The organism is Actinoalloteichus caeruleus DSM 43889, from assembly GCF_000429185.2.
Classification (GTDB): Bacteria; Actinomycetota; Actinomycetes; order Mycobacteriales; family Pseudonocardiaceae; genus Actinoalloteichus_B; species Actinoalloteichus_B caeruleus.
Window position 1 is genome coordinate 5,209,303 of record NZ_AUBJ02000001.1, and the last position, 14,235, is coordinate 5,223,537.

A 14,235-nucleotide genomic window follows, 5' to 3' on the forward strand; every position below is an offset into this window, starting at 1 on the left:
CGGGTTCGGGAGGGAGGCCGGTCAGGAGCCGGCGATGACCGTGCCGTAGTTCTCGGCGAGCAGGTCGAGGACGTACTCGCGCACGGAGTCGTCGAGGCGCAGCGCGTCGCGCACCGACTCCTCCACCTCGTCGCCGGGGTAGATGGGGTAGCCGCCGAGGACCTCGCGGCCCTGTTCGAGGAAGGCCTCGTCCCGCTGGAGTTCGCGCACGGCGTCGAAGACCGGCTGGACGACGGAGTCCGGGGTGTCCTCGCGGACCCACAGCCCCTTCTGGTACGAGAAGCCGGCCGCGAGGAAGGTCTTGTAGGCGTCCCAGCCGGGACCGGAGGGGGGCTCGCCGTAGTGCTCCTCGTACACCTCGGGCACGGTTGGCAGGTCCGGCACGTTCGGGTCCCGCACGACCTCGCCGGCGTCGTCGAGCTGCCCCAGCGACATCAGGGGGACCGCGCGGCCCTCGTCGATGAGCGGCTGCACCTGGGTGAGGAAGCCGGACGTCGTCTGGTAGTCGACGTTGAGCTCGCCGCGTTCGATCGCCAGCCGCGCCGGCCCCCGCCCCTCGAAGCCGAAGGTGGAGGTGACGTCGAGCCCCAACACCTCGAAGGCGAGGACGGCGCTGAGGTCGAGGCCGGTGATGCTGATCCCGCCGTACTGGAGGGGCGTCGAGGGGGTGAAGAGGTCGTCCACCGACGTCACGCCACCCTCGACCGAGCCGTAGATGACCCCGCCGGAGCCGTTGATGACGAGGGGGCGCATCTCGCCGAAGTCGAACTCGACCTCCGGGCGCCCCAACAGGTACTGGAAGTACGTGGTGCCGGAGGACACCAGGACCTCGGAGCCGTCGTTGCCGGCGCTGCGCGCGTACCGGTTGGAGCCGATGATGCTCTCGCCACCGGGGACGTTCTCGGGTACGAACCTCGTGCCGGTCTCGATGTGCCCGCCGAGGTGGTTGCCGATGAAGCGCCCCCAGACGTCGGTCCCGCCGCCTTCGGCGTAGGGGATCAGGACCCGGACCCGGGACGGGAGCGGGTCGCCCTCGTGGGCGTCGGCCATCGTCCCGTGGGGGTTGGGTGTCGCGCAGGCCGCGCCGAGCAGGGCGGCCGTGGTGAGGACGGCCAGGGCGGTGCCCCGGCGTCGGAAGAGCCGCGTCATTGCGTCTTCGACCTCCATGAGAACGGGTGGGTGTGGCGAAGGGCGGTGGGTGTGCGGGGTCGCCGACGCCGCCGGTGTTCCGGGACGAGCCGGGAACACCGGCCGTGCCGGTGCGGGGAGGTGTTCGACGCGCCGCCGGTCGGGCGGGGTCGGAGCGGAAGGCGCTAGACGTGCACCTGGCCGGCCATGAGTCGGCGGGCGGTGCGGAAGACGCTGACGCGGTCGACGGTCCAGCCGTTCGCGGTCAGGTGTGGTTCGGCGGCGACGGCGAGGGTTCCGGAGGGGTGGCCGATGACTCGTTCCGACCCGCCGTCGTCGGGCCGCAGTTGTTCGGCGACGACCGTGCCGTCGACGCCGGCGGCGACCGCGAGGCAGATGCCGGCGGTCACCGGGAGCGCGCGGTGCACCTGGCCCATGGACAGCGCCGCGACCCGGAGGCTGGTGGCCGCCGCGTCGACGGTGCTGCCGTCGGTGGCCTGGTAGGTGGTCGGCGGGCCGACGAGTGCCAGCTTCGGGACGGCCCTGAGCGTGGCGCCGGCCTCCTCCCGGCTGGCGGCGAGCCCCATGCGCACGGCCCCGGCCGTGCGGGCGTGCTCCAGCCTGGCCAGCAGGTCGACGTCGGTGTCCAGCTCGTCGGGGGTCTCCCGGCCGGTGAGCCCGAGGTCGCGCCAGCGGACCAGGACGAAGGGGTTGGCCGCGTCGATCAGCGTCACCGGGATCTCCCCGAGCCCGGGCACGTCCAGGGTCTCCTGGGGGCTGCCGGTGGGCAGGAGGGAACCGGTGCGGGAACCCCCGGGGTCCAGGTAGTCGAGCTGGATGCGGGATCCGGTGCCGGGGATCCCGGGGATCGCGAAGTCGCCGGTGGGATCGAAGCGGCCGTCCCTGGTGGGGACGGTGGCCACGATGATCTTGCCGGTGTTGGTGTTGTGGATGCGGACCCGGGTGGTGCCCGCCCCGGGGGTGACGAGCCCCTCGTCCACGGCGAAGGGGCCCACGGCGGCGGAGAGGTTCCCGCAGTTCCCGCCCCGGTCGACCACGGCGGCGTCGATCGAGACCTGGCAGAACTCGTAGTCGACGTCCGCGCCCCGGGTGCCTGGGCTGATGACGGCGACCTTGCTGGTGCTGGAGGTGGCACCGCCGAGCCCGTCGATCTGCCGTCCGTGGGGGTCGGGGCTGCCCATCGCGCGGAGGATCACCTCGTCGCGGGCGGCGGGCTCCCGGGGGAGGTCCCGCTCGTGGAAGAACAGGCCCCTGCTGGTGCCGCCCCGCATGATCACGCTGTTGACGAGCACAGCTTCCTCACCCCCGTACCCCGATGAACGCAGATTGCATACATCTTGCATGTAGTCCGGATGGGTGTAAAGGCTGCGCGCGGAAAAATGCGCGGGAAGCGGCGACGGCCCGGGTGACCAGGTGTTTCCCTCTCAATACACGACAACGGCCGGTCCGATCAATGGATCGAACCGGCCGTTCCGGACATCGTGCGCGAGTCGTGCGTGAAGTTGTGCCGCCCTTGGTGTCGCCGCCGGATGTCGCCCGGGGAGCGGGGGCGGAAGCCCCGCCTCAGACGGAGCTGACCACCTGGTCGTACTCCAGTCGCGGCAGACGCGGGTACCAGGCGTCGGGGCCGGGTCGGCCGACGTTGACCACCGCGAGCACCCGCTGGTTGCCCTCGGGGAAGAAGTCCGCCTCGATGCCGGCCGCGTCGAAGCCGGTCATGGGGCCGGCGGCCAGTCCGGCCGCGCGCACGCCGAGGATGAAGTAGCCGACCTGGAGGGTCGCGTTCAGGCGAGCGGAGCTCTCCCGGCCGGTCGCCTCGGCGAAGAAGTCCTTCGCGTTCGGCACGGGCGGGAACTGGCTCGGCAGGTGCTCGTGGAAGTCGGTGTCGGCGGTCAGGATGACGGCCAGCGGGGCGTTGCCGGTCTTCTCCTTGTTGCCGTCGGCCATGTGCCCGACCAGGCGCTCCCTGGCCTCGGGCGACCGCACGAGCGTCGCGCGCAGCGGTTGCTGGTTCATGGACGTCGGCGCCCACTTCACCAGGTCGTAGATCGCTCGCACCTGCTCGTCGGTGACCGGCTCGTCAGTGAAGGTGTTCGCGGTCCTGGCCTCGCGGAACAGTTGTTCCTGGCTCTCAGGGGAGATCGTGATGTGCGGGGTCGTCGTGCTGGTCATCGGGCAATGCTCCTGGAGATCGGATCGGGATCTGGATCGGGGTTGGCGGGGGCGGAGCCACCGCGATCCGCAACGAAGTAGAGCGTTCAAGTATTTCAGGGTGTGGCTCAGGTCTCCTCGCGGCGCGGGGAACAGCCGTTCGGGGCCGCGCGCCCCACCTCCGTGCTCTTCGCGTCGTCGCCCTCGGTCCGGGTGCGCACCCGATGAGTGCGTTTCCTCCCCGCGCGGGCGGATGGGTGGCTGCTTTCCCGGCCGGACGTCGGCGGAGGGTGACGCGGTCGCCACGTCGGGTGCGTGAACGCGGGATGTCCCGCGCTTCTCCGCTGACCGTCACTGGGGTGGCTGCCCGGGGCGTGCCCGTTCGGAATGGCGCATGGGGGCCTAAGGTGTCCCGTGGGTCTCGTGAAATCGGGGTCTGGCTGCGTAACATCGGCCGGTAGTGAGAGAGGAGGTCCACCGTGGGTGGAATCGGAGGATGGCAGCTCCTGATCATCGTGGGCGTTCTGGTGCTGCTCTTCGGCGCCTCGAAGCTGCCGCAGATGGCCAGGTCGCTCGGCCAGTCGGCGCGCATCCTGCGCGCCGAGACCAAGGGCTTCAAGAAGGACGACGAGGCGGCCGAGTCCCAGGACCAGGCGGCGCAGCAGCAGCCGGCGGCGCAGCCCGCTCCGCAGCAGCAGATCACGCCAGGTCAGCCGGTCGTCGCGCAGCCCGTCACCAACGCGCAACCGGTACAGGCCGAGCAGCAGAGCACTGACGACAGCCGCCGCTGATCACGGCCGGCGTTCACGGAAACGGCGGGGCCCCCGGTCGTGGTTCGAGGATTGAAGGCACTGCGCCTGGTCAAGACGCTGAGCAGGTTCCGGCGTCGCGGGATCGGTCGCAGGTGGGGACGGCGTGCCAACCCCGACGGCACGATGCCGTTGATGGAGCACCTGTACGAGCTGCGGTACCGGCTCACGGTCGCCTTCGCCGCGCTCGTGGTGACCACCGTGCTCGGCTTCCTGTGGTTCACCAACTCGGTGTGGGTGCTGCCCTCGCTGGGTGAGCTGCTCACCGCCCCCTACTGCGCCCTGCCCACCGAGATCCGCTTCGAGCCCAACGACGGCCAGTGCCAGCTGATGCAGACGGCCCCCTTCGAGGTCTTCATGCTCCAGCTGAAGGTGGCCTTCGCCGCCGGGCTGGTCCTGGGCTCCCCGATCTGGCTGTACCAGATCTGGGCCTTCATCACCCCGGGCCTCTACGCCAGGGAGCGCAAGTTCGCCGGGCTGTTCGTCGGCTTCGCGTCGGTGCTCTTCGCCGTGGGCGCGGTCCTCGCCTACAACGTCGCCCCGCAGGGGCTGCGCTTCATGACCTCCTTCGGCGGCGACCAGTTCTTCACGTCGCTGACGGGTGGGGAGTACATCAGTTTCGTCCTGCTGCTCCTGATGATCTTCGGCATCAGCTTCGAGCTCCCCCTGCTCGTGGTGATGCTCAACTTCGCCGGGGTGCTCCCCTTCGCCAAGATCAAGAGCTGGTGGCGGGGCATCACCTTCTCGCTGTTCTGCTTCGCCGCGCTGGTCACCCCCGGTCAGGACCCGGTGTCGATGGTGGTGCTCGCGATCGCGCTGTGCCTGCTGTTCGGCGCGGCCAGTCAGATCGCCTGGCTGCACGACAGGCGCAAGGCCAAGAAGCTGGCGGCGGCCGGTCTCGCGGGCGGCGACCTCGACGAGCCCTCCCGGCTCGACCTGACGCCGAGTGGTCCCGAGCAGGCCACGGACAGCAAGGAGATCCGGCGGGACTACGACGACGTGACCTGATCCCCCGTGGAGCGGGACCCGTCGCCGTCGGCCCGGGGCGCTGGTGGAGCCGCCGGGGCCGGCCGGAGCGGCGGGGTGAGGGGCCACGTCAGCCAGGGCAGGTCGTGCCGCACCCAACCCCTGGGCACACCCACTCCGGTGGGCGGGTGGTGTCCCCGTCTCAGGAGGGGCGGGAACGCAACCACCCGTCGAGCGACCACGCGACTTCGACGAGGACCACCGCTACCCCCGCGACGGCCAGCGCCGTGAGCACCGCGCCCACCCCGCCCGGGTCGAGCGCGAAGAACGCCCGGGAGGACGGGAACGCCAGCACGAGCAGGAACAGCCCGACCATGCCGGCCACCAGGACGACCTTCCACCACGTGTAGGGGCGCGCGATGATGACCAACACCCAGGTCGCCACCACGTAGAGGGTGACCAGGGTCGCCGTCCCGTGCTGCTCGGCGGAACCGTCGGCCCGACCGCTGACCCACCAGTAGGTCACGAAGGTCGCCGTCGCCGCGATCACCCCGGCCGGCAGGGCGAGCCGCATCACCCGGTTGACGAAACCGGGACGTGCCCGCTCCGCGTTCGGGGCCAGGGCCAGGAAGAACGCCGGCACGCCGATGGTGAGCGCGCCGATCAGCGTGAGGTGCCTCGGCAGGAACGGGAAGGGCACCTGCGCGATCCCGACCATGATCGCCAACAGCACCGAGTAGACCGTCTTCGTCAGGAAGAGGTTGGCGACCCGTTCGATGTTGCCGATGACCCGGCGCCCCTCGGCGACCACGTGCGGCAGGGTGGCGAACCGGTTGTCCAGCAGCACGATCCGCGCCACGGACCGGCTCGCCGGACTGCCCGAGCCCATCGCGACCCCGATGTCGGCGTCCTTGAGGGCGAGCACGTCGTTGACACCGTCCCCGGTCATCGCGACCGTGTGCCCCCGGGACCGGAGAGCGACGACCATGTCCTGCTTCTGGGCCGGCGTCACCCTGCCGAAGACGGAGTGCCCGTCCACGGCCTCGGCCAGTTCGCGGGGATCGGTCGGCAGCCCCCGGGCGTCCAGGGGGCGGTCCGCGTTCGGCAGGTCCAGTCGGGCGGCCACCGCTCCCACCGACGTGGCGTTGTCCCCAGAGATGATCTTGACGGTGACGCCCTGCTCCGCGAAGTACCGCAGGGTGTCCCGCGCGTCCGACCGTATCCGCTGTTCGAGCACCACCAGGGCCGCCGGCTCCACCACACCCGGGCCGGCCGGATCGTCCACCGCGCCGGCGGGCCGCCCCAGCAGCAACACCCGCAACCCCTGGCTGGCGGCCTCACCGACCTCGGCGAGCAGCGGATCCGTGCCTGGCAGCAGGACGTCGGGAGCGCCGAGCACCCAGTCCCCGGCCTCGGTGAACCGGGCCCCGCTCCACTTGCGGGCCGAGGAGAACGGCACCGTCGCCGCCACCCCCCACCCCGGTGGTTCGGGGAACGCCTCCCGCAGGGCCAGCAGGCTGGCGTTGGGCCTCGGGTCGGTGGCGGCGAGGGCGGCCAGCACCAGCCCGGGGTCGACCTCCCCACCGACGCCGACGGGCCGGAGGTCGGCGAGCCGCATCCCGTTCTCGGTGAGGGTGCCGGTCTTGTCGGCGCACACCACGTCGACCCTGGCCAGACCCTCGATCGCCGGCAGCTCCCGCACCAGGCAGTGCCGCCGGCCCAGGCGGATCACGCCCAGCGCGAACGCGATGCTGGTCAGCAGGACGAGCCCCTCCGGAACCATGGGCACCAAGGCCGCGACCATGCCCCGCACCGCGTCGGGGAGCGCCTCGTCGGCGAGGGTGAACTGGCTGTAGATGATGAGAGCGCCCGCCGGGACCAACAGGTAGGTGATGAACCGGAGGATGCGGTCGATGCCCGACCGGAGCTCCGAGTGCACCAGGGTGAACCGGCTCGCCTCTTCGGCCAGCCTGGCCGCGTAGGCCTCCCGCCCCACCCTCGTCGCCTGGTAGCGGCCGCTGCCGGCGGCGACGAAGCTTCCGGAGAGGACCCTGTCACCGGGCTCCTTGACCACCGGGTCGGCCTCCCCGGTGAGCAGCGATTCGTCGATCTCCAGACCGGAGGCCGTGGTCACCACGCCGTCCACGACCACCTGGTCACCCGCACCGAGTTCGACGACGTCGTCCAGCACCACCCGGGCGGGCGGCACCTCGCGGGCCCGGCCGTCCCGCACCACCCTCGGTCGGGCCTCCCCGGTGATCGCCAGCCGTTCGAGGGTCCGCTTCGCCCGCAGCTCCTGCACGATGCCGATCGCGGTGTTGACCACGATGACGAAACCGAACAGGCCGTCCTGGATGGGCCCGATCACCAGGATGATGGCGAAGAGCACCCCGATGATGGCGTTGAACCGGGTGAGGACGTTCGCGCGGACGATCTCGGAGACGGTGCGGCTGGCGCGGGCGGGCACGTCGTTCGTGCGGCCCTCGGCGACCCGGGTCGCCACCTGCTCCTCGGTCAGCCCCCGCTGGGGATCGACGGTCGCGCTGCCGGACTCGTCACTCATCCACACCCCGCACGCGCCGGAGCCGCCGCCTCCGGGTCCCGTGGGGGAGCTGGGCGCAGGGAAGTGCCGTCGGAGCTACCGGCACGGGTCGGGATGCGGGGCTGTCACAGGTCTGGCTCGGCCCGGGAGGACCTCCGGTGCCGCATTCTGCCGGACCGGCGAGGTCGACGAGGCCGACATCCCCGTCCCGAACGAGTGATGCGTCCGGCCCGGTGGGCCCGCGCTCAGCGTCGCGCGCGGGCCGTCTCCCGGGCGTTGGTCCGCTCGATGGCGCGCACCAGCTCGCTCTTGCTCATCTTCGACCTGCCCGGCAGGTCCAGTTCCCTCGCCACCTCGTACAGGTGTTCCTTGGTGGCGTTGGCGTCGACGCCCGACCGGGACCGCCCGCCCGAGCTGCTCGCGCCCCGCCGGGCCCGCGAATCCGAGGGCCCCCGTTCCGGTTTGGCCTCCCAGTGGTCGCCGACCTTCTCGTAGGAGTGCTTCAGCGCGGCGTAGGCGACCTGGTGGGCCCGCCGGCCCTCGCCGTAGCTGTCGATGGCCGAGTCGTGCGCCTTCACCCACGTGCGCTGCGCCTTCTTGGGGGAGCGGCGCAGCGTGTCCGGGAGGCTGTCCCAGCCAGGCATGGTCTCTCACCTCCATCTGGTCGGTCGGACCGTTCCCGGTCGTCGCCCGAGGACGACCGCTTCTCCGCCGGGCGTACCCGGGCGGCGAGCACCGAAACGTCCGAGATCACTCACCGGGAGGACAGACCGCCGACGACCCCGGCCGTGTCGACCGCGATCCCCAGCTCCTCGCGCGGTTCGACCACGAGGACCGGCACCGAGGCGTCCCCCGCCGAGACGAGCCCGTCCTCGGCGCGGTCGCCGACCACCGGCTCCTCCACACCCAGCACGTTCAGCCGCCGGCACACCGCCGCGCGCACCTCGGGCTGGTCCCAGCCGATCTCCCCGGTGAACACGAGGGCGTCCACCCGATCCAGGCTGGTGGCGGCGGCCGCCAGCTCCCGGCTCACCCCACGGGCGAACACGTCCAACGCCAGCGCCGCGGTGGCGTCACCCGCCCCCGCGGCGCGCACCAGGTCCCGGGTGTCCGCCGACAGCCCGTCCGAGAGGCCCAGCAGGCCCGAACGCCGGCGCAGCGCCTCGTCGAGGTCCTCCCATGACAACCCGGCGCCGTCCCGGCTGGTGAGCCAGAGCAGCAACCCCGGGTCGACGCTGCCGGACCGGGTGGTCATCGGCATTCCCTCCAGGGGTGTCATCCCCATCGAGGTGTCCACGCTCCGCCCGTCCCGGACCGCGCTCACCGAACACCCACCACCGAGGTGGGTGAGCAGCAGCTGGTCGGCGGGCCGGCCGAGGTCACCGAGCAGGGCGGTCGCCCGCCGCAGCGCCCAGCCGTAGGACAGCCCGTGGAACCCGTACCGCCGCAACCCGTACCGCCGAGTCCACTCGGCTGGCAGCGGGTAGGTGGTCGCGACCTCGGACAGCTCGGCGTGGAACGCGGTGTCGGGGCACCACACGTGCGGGTGGTCGGGCAGCCTGCTCAGCAGGGTGTCCACCAGGCGCAGCGCGGCCGGCACGTGGGACGGCGCCAGCCCGGCCGCGGCCCGCACCGACGCCACCGAGGAGCGGTCGACCAGCGTGGGCGCCCGCACCTCCCGACCACCGTGCACCAGGCGGTGTCCGACCCCGGCGACCCCCGACGGGTCGGTGCGGGAGAGGAAGTCGTCCAGCTCCCGCTCCGCCTCGGCGCTGCCCGGCGGGCGTTCCACCGCCGCCGAGTCCACCACGCGCGGTTCCGGGAGCTCCACGAGGTGCAGCTGGAGGCTGGACGAACCGGCGTTCACCGTCAGCACCCTCGTCACGCCGACCACCGCCACTCGGTGAACTCCGGCGCGTCGGCTCCCTCCCGGTAGGCGTACCGGCGCAGCCGGTCCCGGTCACCGGCGAGGGACTCGGCGAGCTCCCCGCCCGCCGAGGACCAGCCGGTCGCCCTGGTCACCGCGTCGGCGGCCAGGTCGTAGCGGCTCATCCGGTTGCTGACGAGCAGGTCGAAGGGGGTCGTGGTCGTACCCTCCTCCAGGTAGCCGTGGACGTGCACCCTGTCGCTGACCCCGCGCCCGTGCAGCACGTCATGCACGGCGGAGGGGTAGCCGTGGAAGCCGAACACGACAGGCACGTCCGTGCCGAAGCAGCGCGTGAAGTCGGTGTCCGACATCCCGTGCGGATGCCGGTCACGCGGTGACAGCGAGAGCAGGTCGACGACGTTGACCACCCGAACCCGCAGGTCCGGGGCCTGGCGGCGCAGCAGCCACGCGGCCGCCAGGACCTCGGTCGTGGGGATGTTCCCGGCGCACGCCAGCACCACGTCCGGCTCGGCCGGGTTCGCCGCGCCGTTCCCGTCGTGGCAGGCCCACTCCCACACGCCGGCCCCCGCCCGGCAGTGCCGTTCGGCTGCCGGGAGGTCCAACCACTGCGGACCGGGCTGCTTGCCGGCCACGACCAGGTTGATCCGGTCACGCGTCTCCAGGCACCGCCGCATGGTGACCAGCAGGGTGTTGGCGTCGGGTGGGAGGTGGACCCGGCTGACCGAGGCCTTCTTGGTGAGCAGGTTGTTGATGAAGCCCGGCCCCTGGTGGCTGTAGCCGTTGTGCTCCTGGCGCCACCCCTCGCTGGTCAACAGGTAGTTCAGGCTCGCCACCGGTTCCCGCCACGGCACCTCCGCCGACATCTTGAGGAACTTGGCGTACTGGTTGACCATGCTGTCCACGATCGAGGCGAACGCCTCGTAGCAGGGGAAGAGCCCGTGCCGGCCGGTGAGCAGGTACCCCTCCAACCAGCCCTGGCACAGGTGTTCGGAGAGGACCTCCAGCACCCGCCCGCCCCGGCCCAGGTGTTCGGCGTACTCGTCGACCGGCCAGGTGTAGGCCCGGTCGGTGACGTCCAGGATCGCCCCGAGCTTGTTGGAGACCAGTTCGTCCGGGCAGACGACGCGGAAGTCCCTGCTCGCCTCGGTGCGGCGCACCAGGTCCGCCAGCCAGGAACCGAGCACCGGGGTGGCGCCGACGGTGGCCCCACCCGGCTCGGGGACGTCGACGGCGTGCTCCTCGACCGGGGGCAGCGGGAGCGGCCGGAGCAGCCGGCCCCCGTTGGCCTCGGGGACGCTGCCCAGGCGCAGCTCCCCGCTCGGCGGCACCGAGACGACGTCGGAGCGGGGGCGGCCGGCCTCGTCGAACAGCTCCTCCGGGCGGTAGGAACGCAGCCAACGTTCCAGCAGCCGCAGCTGCGCCGGATCGTCGTGGACGTCGTCCAACGGGACCTGGTGGGCGTGGAAGGTCCCCGCCAGCGGCGTGCCGTCCACGTCGTGCTCCGGCGCGCCCCAACCCTTGGGGCTGCGGAGGACGATCATCGGCCACACCGGTCGGGACGGGGTCGCCGAGCCCTGCCGGTAGCTCGTCTGGACGGCGGTGATCTCCTCGTGGGCGCGGTCGAGGGTGGCCGACAGCAGGGCGTCCGGGTCGTCGGTGCTCTCGACGTCCACCAACAACGGGGACCAGCCGGCGCCGGCGAGGTAGGCGATGACCTCCTCGTCGTCCATCGTCCCGAACACGGTGGGCGAGGAGATCTTGTAGCCGTTGCGGTGCAGGACGGGCAGTACGACGCCCCCGGTGACCGGGTCCAGGTACTTCGATCCGTGCCAGGAGGCCGCCGTCGGCCCTGTCTCGGCCTCACCGTCGCCGACCAGGCAGGCCACCAGCAGGTCCGGGTTGTCCATGGCGGCGCCGAACGCGGTGGACAACGCGTAGCCGAGTTCGCCGCCCTCGTGGATCACCCCGGGGACCTCGGGGGAGAGGTGGCTGGGGAAGCCACCCGGCCAGGAGAACCCGTCCACGAGCCTGGCCAGCCCGCGCCCGTCCCGGGACAGGGCCGGATCGTGGTCCTGGTGGGTGCCCTCCAACCAGAGGTTCGCGTGGACCGCCGGCGCGCCGTGGCCAGGGCCGGTCACGAGCAGGGTCCGTTGCCCGGTGCGCCGGACCAGCCGGTTCAGGCCGCTGTAGAGGTAGGTGATCCCGGGGCAGGTCCCCCAGTGGCCGAGCAGCCTCGGTTTCAGGTGTTCCCGCCGGAGCGGTTCCCGCAGCAGGTGGTTGCCCCGCAGGTAGATCATCGCGGCGGCGAGGTAGTCGGCGGTGCGGCGGTACCGCCGCAGGGTCGCGCTGTCGGGCAGCGCGGCGTCGTCGGGGGTGCGGGTCGTGGGCACCGCGTGGGTGGTGGCCGTCATCGTCGCGGTCTCCTCCCGGTCTGGCCAGGCCTGGTCGTCGTCGACACCCGTTCGGGTTTCCCCGCTCGGCCCCGGCTATGTGCCGGACCCCGCATCCGGGTGCGAACGGAGTAGTGGCGGCCCTCGTTCGGCGCGGCACCGCACGGGACGTGGCAAGGGGGGTCGGGGCCAGCGGAGCCCCACCCGCTCGGGTCGGCTTCGTGTCGAGCTGGGCGGTTTCCGCGCCGCCGGCCCGGGGTAGGTCGACACCATGAGCGACGCCGTGATGATCTTCGCGCCGTCGCCGCAGTTGACGGTGACCATCGAGGACCGGGGCGGCCGACCGGACATCCACCTCCACCCGGGTGGGCAGGGTGTCTGGCAGGCCAGAATGCTCCGCTCCCTCGACGTGCCGGTCCGGCTGGTGGCCGGGCTGGGCGGGGAGATCGGCCAGGTACTGGCCAGCCTGATCAGCGGCGAGGGAATCGAACTCACCGGGGAACGGATCTCCAGCCAGAACGGGGGATACGTGCACGACCGCCGGGGCGGTGGACGGGTGGAGATCGTGGAGTCACCCTGCGACGCCCTCGGACGGCACGAGGTCGACCGGTTGTACGAGTCGGCGTTCACCGAGGGGCTGCGCAGCCGGGTGGCGATCCTCTCCGGCCCGGCGGGTGAGCACGTCCTGCCCACCCACGTCTACCGCAGGCTGGCCGCGAACCTCTCGGCCACCGGCTGCCAGGTGCTGGTGGACCTGGCCGGCCCCCGGCTCGACGCCAGCCTGGAGGGCGGCGTCGACCTGCTCAAGATCAGCGATCAGGAACTCGTCGCCGACGGCCGCGCCACCAGCCTCGAACTCGGCGACATCCGACGCGGCATGGAAGGCCTCCGCCAGGCTGGCGCGGACACGGTGCTCGTGTCGCGGGTCGGCCATCCCTCGCTCGCGCTGGTCGGCCAGAGCTGGTACGAGGTCGCGGTGCCCGAGCTGGATGCCGCCGACCCCCGGGGCGCGGGCGACTCGATGACGGCGGGCCTGGCTGCCGGGATCGCCAGGGGAGGCTCGGTGATGGACGCCATCGCCCTCGGTGCCGCCGCCGGAGCGGTGAACGTGACCCGCAGGGGGCTGGGCACCGGGAGCGACGAGGCGATCCTGGCGGTGTCGGACCTGGTCAGGATTCGCCCTGTCGAGGAGGCCGTGACCTGAGACTCCCGGGTGCTGATGAGGTCGCCGCCCGCCGGACTGCGGAGCGGGCGGACAGCGGTACGAACCGGAGCGGAAAGGCCGGGTCCGGACGGTGCGCGCCGTCGGGCGTGGCGGACGGAAGCAGCCATAGGCGCGGAGCGGGACGGTGATGAGGGTGCGGGTACTGGTCACCAACGACGACGGAATTGACTCTCCGGGGTTGCACGCGTTGGCCGCGGTGGCGGTCCGGGAGGGCGCGGAGGTCACCGTCGCGGCCCCGGCCCACGACGCCAGCGGCAGCAGCGCCGCCCTGACCGCGCACGTGCGCGACGGGGCGGTCTCCTCGGAACGCGTCGACCTCCCCGACCTCCCCGGTGTGCCCGCGTACTCCGTCGGAGCCCAACCGGCGTTCATCGTCTTCAGCGCCCTCCAGGGGGCGTTCGGCGATCCGCCCGAGCTCGTGCTCTCCGGCATCAACCGGGGACCGAACGTCGGGCGGGCCGTCCTGCACTCGGGAACGGTCGGCGCCGCCCTGACCGCCGGTCTCGGTGGGGTCAGCGGTATCGCCGTCTCGCTCGACTCCAGCGTGGAGGACGAGTCGGCCGGTGTCGACGAGCCGCACTGGGAGACGGCCGCCGACGTGGTGCCCATCGCGCTCCGGCACCTCCTCGCCGAGTGCGCCGCCGGCACGGTGTTCAACCTGAACGTGCCCAACGACGTCGGTCCCTGCGACACACTGCACCGAGCCCGCCTCGGCCACTTCGGCGCCGTGCAGACACGGGTGGAACGCGCCGGCGACAGCGACCTGCGGATGACCACCATGGTCGGGGAACCCGACTTCGCGCCCGGGACGGACGCCGCGCACCTCGCCGCCGGCCGGGCCACCATCACCGCGCTGCGCGGCATCACGGAGTCCGGGGAGGTGGGCCTGCCGGCCAGCATCGCCCTGCCCGCGCGCTGAACCCCGTTCGTGCCGCTCCCTGCCGCCGCTGCCCCGCCGAGCAGGGCTGGTGCCCTCGAACCGGCCACCTGGTCGCCGGTTCCTGTCGAGGCCGTGCGCCGGGAGGACGGCGGCCGATCCGGCCACGGGCACCCGCCGCCGTACACGACGTCCGATCCCGATCCTGGTGCCGGTGCCGGTGCCGGTGCCGGGAGTC

At 72.3% G+C, this 14,235-nt stretch carries 11 protein-coding genes; 4 read left to right on the forward strand and 7 right to left on the reverse strand.

The window, feature by feature from the left end; genetic code table 11:
• Nucleotides 1-21: 21 nt before the first annotated feature.
• The 3 genes from G443_RS21170 to G443_RS21180 all read right to left on the reverse strand — a co-directional run bounded on the left by G443_RS21170 (nt 22) and on the right by G443_RS21180 (nt 3,321).
• Nucleotides 22-1,149, reverse strand: a complete 1,128-nt coding sequence (locus G443_RS21170) for a Bug family tripartite tricarboxylate transporter substrate binding protein (RefSeq protein WP_026420786.1) — start codon at nt 1,147-1,149, stop codon at nt 22-24.
• Nucleotides 1,150-1,313: 164 nt separating this feature from the next.
• On the reverse strand, nt 1,314-2,441 hold the full coding sequence (locus tag G443_RS21175; protein WP_026420785.1) for a 2-methylaconitate cis-trans isomerase PrpF family protein: 1,128 nt from the start codon (nt 2,439-2,441) through the stop codon (nt 1,314-1,316).
• Nucleotides 2,442-2,712: 271 nt separating this feature from the next.
• A complete protein-coding gene (locus G443_RS21180; RefSeq protein ID WP_026420784.1) occupies nt 2,713-3,321 on the reverse strand; it encodes a malonic semialdehyde reductase in 609 nt (202 codons plus the stop codon).
• Between the two features lie 458 nt (nt 3,322-3,779).
• Between G443_RS21180 and tatA the strand changes: the two genes are divergently transcribed.
• Nucleotides 3,780-4,091 (forward strand): Sec-independent protein translocase subunit TatA, encoded by a 312-nt coding sequence (gene tatA, locus G443_RS21185; RefSeq protein ID WP_026420783.1) that lies wholly within the window; start codon nt 3,780-3,782, stop codon nt 4,089-4,091.
• Between the two features lie 51 nt (nt 4,092-4,142).
• A complete protein-coding gene (gene tatC, locus G443_RS21190) occupies nt 4,143-5,117 on the forward strand; it encodes a twin-arginine translocase subunit TatC (protein WP_081715770.1) in 975 nt (324 codons plus the stop codon).
• A gap of 160 nt (nt 5,118-5,277) precedes the next feature.
• Here the strand turns inward: tatC and G443_RS21195 are convergent, their stop codons facing one another.
• From G443_RS21195 to G443_RS21210, 4 genes are all read right to left on the reverse strand, one after another.
• A complete protein-coding gene (locus tag G443_RS21195) occupies nt 5,278-7,638 on the reverse strand; it encodes an HAD-IC family P-type ATPase (RefSeq protein WP_026420781.1) in 2,361 nt (786 codons plus the stop codon).
• A gap of 224 nt (nt 7,639-7,862) precedes the next feature.
• Nucleotides 7,863-8,261: a ChaB family protein gene (locus tag G443_RS21200; RefSeq protein ID WP_026420780.1), complete on the reverse strand. Its 399-nt coding sequence runs from the start codon at nt 8,259-8,261 to the stop codon at nt 7,863-7,865.
• Between the two features lie 110 nt (nt 8,262-8,371).
• On the reverse strand, nt 8,372-9,502 hold the full coding sequence (locus G443_RS21205; RefSeq protein WP_035293324.1) for an acetate/propionate family kinase: 1,131 nt from the start codon (nt 9,500-9,502) through the stop codon (nt 8,372-8,374).
• On the reverse strand, nt 9,499-11,916 hold the full coding sequence (locus tag G443_RS21210; protein ID WP_155886287.1) for a phosphoketolase family protein: 2,418 nt from the start codon (nt 11,914-11,916) through the stop codon (nt 9,499-9,501). The genes G443_RS21205 and G443_RS21210 overlap by 4 nt, the downstream gene beginning before the upstream one ends.
• A gap of 250 nt (nt 11,917-12,166) precedes the next feature.
• On the opposite strand from G443_RS21210, the gene G443_RS21215 reads away from it, so the two are divergent.
• Both G443_RS21215 and surE read left to right on the forward strand, forming a co-directional pair.
• Nucleotides 12,167-13,099, forward strand: a complete 933-nt coding sequence (locus tag G443_RS21215) for a PfkB family carbohydrate kinase (RefSeq protein WP_026420777.1) — start codon at nt 12,167-12,169, stop codon at nt 13,097-13,099.
• A 148-nt stretch (nt 13,100-13,247) separates the two neighbouring features.
• Nucleotides 13,248-14,039 carry a 5'/3'-nucleotidase SurE gene (gene surE / locus G443_RS21220; RefSeq protein ID WP_035293308.1) on the forward strand — a complete coding sequence of 264 codons (792 nt, stop codon included), beginning with the start codon at nt 13,248-13,250 and terminating at the stop codon, nt 14,037-14,039.
• Nucleotides 14,040-14,235 lie beyond the last annotated feature (196 nt).

What these genes read in the sequence shown, in the direction of transcription:
- G443_RS21170 (WP_026420786.1), bottom strand. Translation starts at nt 1,149, where the DNA reads ATGACGCGGCTCTTCCGACGCCGGGGCACCGCCCTGGCCGTCCTCACC.
- G443_RS21180 (WP_026420784.1), bottom strand. Translation starts at nt 3,321, where the DNA reads ATGACCAGCACGACGACCCCGCACATCACGATCTCCCCTGAGAGCCAG.
- G443_RS21195 (WP_026420781.1), bottom strand. Translation starts at nt 7,638, where the DNA reads ATGAGTGACGAGTCCGGCAGCGCGACCGTCGATCCCCAGCGGGGGCTG.
- G443_RS21200 (WP_026420780.1), bottom strand. Translation starts at nt 8,261, where the DNA reads ATGCCTGGCTGGGACAGCCTCCCGGACACGCTGCGCCGCTCCCCCAAG.
- G443_RS21210 (WP_155886287.1), bottom strand. Translation starts at nt 11,916, where the DNA reads ATGACGGCCACCACCCACGCGGTGCCCACGACCCGCACCCCCGACGAC.
- G443_RS21215 (WP_026420777.1), top strand. Translation starts at nt 12,167, where the DNA reads ATGAGCGACGCCGTGATGATCTTCGCGCCGTCGCCGCAGTTGACGGTG.
- surE (WP_035293308.1), top strand. Translation starts at nt 13,248, where the DNA reads ATGAGGGTGCGGGTACTGGTCACCAACGACGACGGAATTGACTCTCCG.